We start from the raw sequence: 6,306 nt of genomic DNA on the forward strand, positions 1-6,306 counted from the left end.
CGCCGCGCGCCAGGCGAGCGCGGGCAGCGCGGCGGCGACGCGGGCGCGCGGCCACCGGCGGTCCGCGCGCGCCTCGCCGGTGATGCCCATCCCCTCTTCCCAGCCCGCCCGGATCAGGTCGAAGACGGGCAGTTGCCCGTGCAGCTCCTGCCAGTCGTCCAGCCGGTAGTAGACGCGGCCGTCGAGGAGCCCGACCATCCGGGCGAGGCGGTGGCCGCGCGCGCGCAACCGCCGAGCGGGCACCCCCATCCGCCGGTACAGGTCGGTGAAGGCGAGCTGGTAGAAGGCGCGCGCCTGCGAGTACGTCAGCGCGCCGGACACGCCGGGGAAGCTCTCGGTGATGTTGTGGTTGCCCCAGTGGACGCGCGGTGCCCCCTCCTGGTCGGGCGGGGCGGCCAGCGGGCGGGCCTGCACGAGATGGACGGCGCCGTCGGGCGTGATGGTCCCCTCGATGTCCTGCGGGCATCCGAACAGCCGCTCGACGCGCGCGGCGAGCCCGGCGATCTCCCGTGCCCGCTCGCCGGTGAGCACGGGCGCGGTGCGCAGGTCGCCGGGGACGGGAACGGTGCGCGGACCGTCCTCGCCGTCTCTCGGCGGGCCGACCATGCGGTGCTTGGCGACGACCTCGGCGTCGACGCGCCCGGTCTCCGGGTCGACGAAGAAGTGGTCGACGTCGGCCTTCTCCTGGACGACGCCTTCGCCGATGCCGTGCGCGGCGGCGATGACGTGCCGGTGCGCCCCGTCGCGGGGGTCGCGGGTGAACGCGACGAACGAGCGGGTCCCCGGGACCATCCGCTGCACGCCGACCGCGACCCGCGCCGCCGCCGGGTCGATGCCCCGGAACTCCCGGTAATGGACCGCCTCGGGCTTGAACGCCGACGCCCAGCAGCGCGCCACCGCCTCCAGCAGCCCGTCGCGCCGGACGTACAGGAAGCTGTCGCTCAGCCCGGCGAAGGGGTCCTCGGCCGAGTCCTCGGCCGCACCGGCCGAGCCGTCCGGGCCGTCCGGGTTGGGGACGACGCAGGCGCGCACGGCGACGGTGCCGTCCGCACCCGCGAGCTCGTCGAACCCCGCCAGCAGCCGCGCGGCGAGAGGGCCGTCCGGGACGGCCGCGGCGAGCGCCGAGGCGGCGAACCCGCACCACTGCGCGGCCGGGACCGCCGGGCGCGGCGGCAGGGCACCGCTCAGGCCGTCCAGCGCCCGGTCGAACTCCGCCGCGGGCACGCAGAAGAACTCCGGCACGGGGAAGCCCGCGTCGCGCAGCGTGTCCAGCCGGGCGAACTTGTGCCCGACCTCGCCCGTGCCCATCGATCCGGCAGGCACGCCGCTCACCACACCTTCGGCAGCACGCGCGCCCGTCCGGCGGCGTACGGCGGGTAGCCCGGAACGTCCCACAGCGCGCGTTCCTCCACCCGGATCCGCCAAGCGACCGCCGCCGCGAGCAGCGCGAACGCGGCGGCGGTGAGGGGCGCGAGGAAGAAGCCGGCGAAGGCGAGGTTGGCGAGCAGCATGCCCGCGTACGCCGGATGCCGGACGACCCGGTAGACGCCGCCGGTCACGACGCGATGGCCGTCCTGCCGCATCACGTGGTGCGAGTAGAACCGCCCGAGCGTGCGGATCGCGGTCTGCCGCAGCGCGACTCCGGCGACGAAGGCGAGAGCGGGGGCCGCCGTCCACGGCGACGACGCCGGCCACGGGAACGGCCCGAGCGAGGCGGACGCGACGAGCAGGAGGCGGGCGAGCGCGTACGGCAGGAGGGTCCGCGTGTCCGCCGGGGACGCGGCGGCCCGCCGGAACGTCACCGGCGCCTCCAGCAGCAGCCAGCCCAGGTACAGGGCGAGCATGACCACCGGCCCTGCGCCGTCGCGCGCCGCGTGGACGGCGATTCCCGCCACCAGGAAGCCCGCGCCCGCGGCGAAGGCGGCGCGCGGTGCGAGCAGCAAAAGCGTGTCGCGGAGGGGGAGGTTCATGACGACCGGGTCCGCTCGTAGCGCTCCGGGTCGACCGCGTACGCCTCGTAGGCCAGCGACCCGAGGTCGGCGCCCGTCGAGGCGTCCGCGAGGGTCGCCGTGCACCGGGACCGGGGGCCGGGCACGCGGGCGACCGGCCAGCGCAGCAGCAGCGGGACGGATCCGGCGAGCCGGAACGGCACGTCCAGCCGCAGCGACACCCACAGCAGGCGCGCGTCCATCGGCCTGCCGTGCTCGCTGTGCTCCAGCAGCGTGGCGAACTGGCGGCCCGCCTCGACGATCTCGACGGGAGTCCAGGCGTCCCGCTCCCTGCCCGGCGGCCTCAGCACGGCCGCCTCCACGACGCCGCGCCCGCGCCGCACCGGCTCCCCGACCAGGATGTTCTCGGGGCGGTGCCGGTGCACGAGGTCGGCGGGCGCGTGCCGGGACGGCGGGATCGCCGCGGGCGCCGCGGGCGGCGCCGGCGAGGGCGAGGTGTCGTCGGTGAATGCGATGGTGCCGGCGCACACCTCCTTCGCGCCCTGCCGGGCGGCGACCGTCCAGGCACGGTTGCGGCCGGGGACGGGACGGCACGACAGCGTGGTGCCGCGGTCGAGCTCGCAGAACCGGGTGAAGTCGAGCCCGGCCACGACCCGTCCGGCCCGCCGTCCGCGCGATCGCGCCGAGTCCGCGCGGACGGCGAGGTCCAGCGTGCCGCTGAACAGCAGCATTCCCGGCACGTGGTCGAGGGGGTGGTCGAAGTAGAAGGGATCGGACTCGTCGACGACCAGCTCGCGGAATCGTTCAATGACGGACGCGGCCATGCGCCCTCCCTCCATAATCGGACCCATGCCCTTGCCGGGCGGCCGGCGAAAAAGCCGCCCGGCGCCCTTACCGGAAGCACAGGAAATCCAGCGAGACGGCCGTCATCTTGCTACAGAAATGCGCCCGGATGAACTGCACCCATGGGCAGTCCGGGCCGTGCGGGTCTTCCCAGACCGGCAAGGACCGGCGCGCCGGACGCGCCGCGCGGCGGGCGCGGGCCGCCCGGAATCCGCATGTCAGGACCCACTTGCACGGACGGTCACGACGGTCCGGCGGCGGTGGCCCGGCCGCGTCCAGCCGTAATGCGGGCGGAATGCGCGCGATTCCCGCGTACCGGGTCGCGCGTTTTAACCGGCGAGTCGCACAAGATATATTTTCAGATCATGATTCAATCATTCGGCGCGGCCGCCGTTTTGTGACGTGGCCCACAATTGATTTGGCAGAAAGCGGCCACACGCCACGGGGCCCGGCGCGGTGCCCGCCCGAAGCGTGCTACCGCGCCGGGCCCCGCCCGGCTCCGTCCTGCGCTGTCCCGCGCCGTCCTGCGCCGTCCGGTCAGGCCGGCACGTGGTCCTTCTGCCGCCGCCAGTGCCGGTGCTTGGCGATCGCCTCGATGAGCGCGGCGCTGAAGTCGCCGCCGGGCCCGCGGCCGGTGACGACGCCGAAGTCCTCGACGGTGCCGTCCTCCGAGGTCTTCACCCCGGTGATCCCGGCCCGCTCCAGCAGCGCGACGCCCTCGTCCAGCGCGCCGATCGCCTTGCAGTGCACGAACGCCTCCGCGACGAAGTGCACCGCGTCGCCGTCCTGCGCCAGCGTCCGCACGCTCGCCTCTCCCCCGGGCACCAGCACGGCGTCGTACAGCACGGACGCGACGGTCGGCATCGCGCGGGTCACCGTGACCTGCGCGCCGTTGGCGGCCTGGACGTGCCCGTCCTTCGCGGCGAGCACGTCGCACACCGCGCCCGCCTCGGCCAGCGCGTCGCCGACCGCGCCGACGGCCGCCGAGTCGACGCCGTCCGCCACCAGGATCGCGACCTTGCGGCCCTTGACCGAGCCCGGCTGCTCGTCCTGGCTGAGCGCGGGCGAGGTGCGGCCGTGGTTGGCGATCGGGGCGTCCGACGGCGGCTCCACCCCGACGCCCTCGGCGACCTGCACGGCGAGGTCGTGGTCGACGTGGTTGAGCTGCGCGACGACGCCCTCGCGGATGTGCTTGTGGTCGCACTTGCCGAGCTCGAACCGGAACGCGCCGACGATGTGCTCCTTCTCCCAGTCGGCCATGCTGTTCCAGAACAGCGTCGCCTGGGAGTAGTGGTCCTTGAAGCTCTCGCTCCGCTTGCGGATCTTCTCGCCGTCCACGCGCTCCTGGTAGTGGGTGAACGACCCGGGCCCGCCGACGGCCGGGCAGCCGCCGCCCAGCGAGTTCTTGTGGTAGCTCGCCTGCCCCTGGTGCAGCTTCATCTGGTGGTAGCCGTCGCGCTGGTGGTTGCGGACGTCGGCGACCGGCTGGTTCACCGGGATCTGCGGGAAGTTCGGCCCCCCGAGCCGGATCAGCTGGGTGTCGAGGTAGGAGAACAGGCGCGCCTGCAGCAGCGGGTCGTTGGTGAAGTCGATGCCCGGCACCACGTTGCCGATGTGGAAGGCGACCTGCTCGGTCTCGGCGAAGAAGTTGTCGGGGTTGCGGTCCAGCACCATCCGGCCGACCGGCCGCACGGGGACCTCCTCCTCCGGAATGATCTTGGTCGGGTCGAGCAGGTCGAACCCGAACCTGTGCTCGTCCTCCTCCGGCACCAGCTGCACGCCGAGCTCGTACTCGGGGAAGTCGCCGTCCTCGATGCGGTCCCACAGGTCCCGCCGGTTGAAGTCGGGGTCCTTGCCCGCGATCTTCTGCGTCTCGTCCCAGGCGAGCGAGTGGGTGCCGAGCTTCGGCCGCCAGTGGAACTTCACGAACGTGCCCCGGCCCTCGGCGTTGACGAGCCGGAACGTGTGCACGCCGAACCCCTGCATCATCGCGTAGCTGCGCGGCAGCGCCCGGTCCGACATCAGCCACATCATCATGTGCATCGTCTCGGGCTGGAGCTGCACGAAGTCCCACAGCGTGTCGTGCGCGGACGACGCCTGCGGGATCTCGTTCGGCGGCTCCGGCTTCACCGCGTGCACGAAGTCGGGGAACTTGATGCCGTCCTGGATGAAGAAGACCGGCATGTTGTTGCCGACCAGGTCGAAGTTGCCCTGGTTCGTGTAGAACTTCGTCGCGAAGCCGCGGACGTCCCGGACGGTGTCCGCCGACCCGCGCGACCCGGCGACGGTCGAGAACCGCACGAACACCGGCGTCGTCAGCGACGTGTCGCACAGGAAGTCGGCGGTCGTGTACTCGGCGAGCGACTCGGTCAGCGTGAAGTGCCCGTACGCGCCGGAGCCGCGCGCGTGCACGACCCGCTCGGGGATCCGCTCGTGGTCGAAGTGGGTGATCTTCTCGCGGAGGTGGAAGTCCTCCATCAGCGACGGGCCCCGCTCGCCCACCGTCAGCGAGTTGTCGGTGTCGTCGACCCGGACGCCCTGGTCGGTGGTCAGCCCGGCCGCCCCGTCCGGGCTCACCCGCCGCCGCTCCAACTGCTCCTGCTTCCGGTCCTCGTGGCCGGCCGGGTTGGCCATGATTCGGCTCCTCGTGGCTGCTCGATGATCGCACTCCGTGGAGCCGCTACCCGGCGAACCCTCCGCCATGCACGCTTTGACCCGAACTTGAGCACGCCCGGCGGCACCGCCGCGAGACGGCCGCCCCCGGCCCCGGGACCCTTGTCAAACGGCTGACAATCGGCCCCGCCCGGCGGTGCGGACGAATGAGTGTCGCGCGCCCGCCCCGATGCCTAGGTTGAGACGACCGGGACCTCGGTCGAGGAGGTGTCGCCATGACGACGGCATACGAGGACGCGCACACCGGATCGCCGGTGCTGGACGGGCTGACGGAGGAGCCGTGGCGGGACGTCCCCGCCGAGGAGGCCCGCTGGATGCGCCCGCGGCTGCCCGAGCTCCTCGGCCCGATGGTGCAGGGCGTGCTGCGGCACGTCCCGGAGTACGACCGCCCGGGCGACGCCGCCTACGTCCGCGTCGCCGAGGCCGCGGTCGCGCACGCGATGGAGCACTTCGTCCAGATGATCGCCGACCCGGACGCCTCCTGGAAGGAGGTGTACCAGGTCTTCTTCGACGTCGGGTACGGCGAGGCGGTCGAGGGCCGCAGCCTGGAGCACCTGCAGAACGCGATGCGGGTCGCGTCGCGGCTGGCCTGGCGGCACCTGGCGGTCGAGGCGGAGCGGCTCGGCCGCCCGCGCGCCCTGGTCAGCCTGCTCGCCGAGGCCAACTTCGCCTACCTGGACGCGCTCGCGTCCGCCGCCGCGCACGGGTACGCGCGGGCCCGCGAGAAGGCCGCCGGGGAGCGCGAGCAGCGCCGCGGCCGGCTGCTGGCGCTGCTGCTGTCGGACCCGGCCGCGCCGCCCGAGGTCGTCGGCGAGCAGTCCGCGCGGGCGGGCTGGCCGCT

The 6,306-nt window shown here is 73.6% G+C and carries 4 protein-coding genes and 1 pseudogene; 1 reads left to right on the top strand and 4 read right to left on the bottom strand.

All coding sequences use genetic code 11. From position 1 onward, the window contains the following. The 4 genes from F9B16_RS48625 to F9B16_RS48640 form a co-directional block, all read right to left on the bottom strand. Window positions 1-1,332 (bottom strand): PEP/pyruvate-binding domain-containing protein (locus F9B16_RS48625; RefSeq protein WP_318839300.1); only part of this gene is annotated, 1,332 nt, incomplete at its 3' end. Then, window positions 1,329-1,970 carry a methyltransferase family protein gene (locus F9B16_RS48630; protein ID WP_151547054.1) on the bottom strand — a complete coding sequence of 214 codons (642 nt, stop codon included), beginning with the start codon at window positions 1,968-1,970 and terminating at the stop codon, window positions 1,329-1,331. The genes F9B16_RS48625 and F9B16_RS48630, both read right to left, overlap by 4 nt. Next, window positions 1,967-2,773: an AfsA-related hotdog domain-containing protein gene (locus F9B16_RS48635; protein WP_192809374.1), complete on the bottom strand. Its 807-nt coding sequence runs from the start codon at window positions 2,771-2,773 to the stop codon at window positions 1,967-1,969. Before F9B16_RS48635 ends, F9B16_RS48630 begins: the two co-directional genes overlap by 4 nt. Window positions 2,774-3,329: 556 nt before the next feature. Further along, on the bottom strand, window positions 3,330-5,426 hold the full coding sequence (locus F9B16_RS48640; RefSeq protein WP_151547056.1) for a catalase: 2,097 nt from the start codon (window positions 5,424-5,426) through the stop codon (window positions 3,330-3,332). A gap of 254 nt (window positions 5,427-5,680) precedes the next feature. Between F9B16_RS48640 and F9B16_RS48645 the strand changes: the two are divergent. Beyond that, window positions 5,681-6,306 (top strand): annotated as a pseudogene (locus tag F9B16_RS48645) (PucR family transcriptional regulator); the annotation flags it as partial.

Origin of the sequence: Actinomadura montaniterrae, from assembly GCF_008923365.1 — a bacterium.
Classification (GTDB): Bacteria; Actinomycetota; Actinomycetes; order Streptosporangiales; family Streptosporangiaceae; genus Spirillospora; species Spirillospora montaniterrae.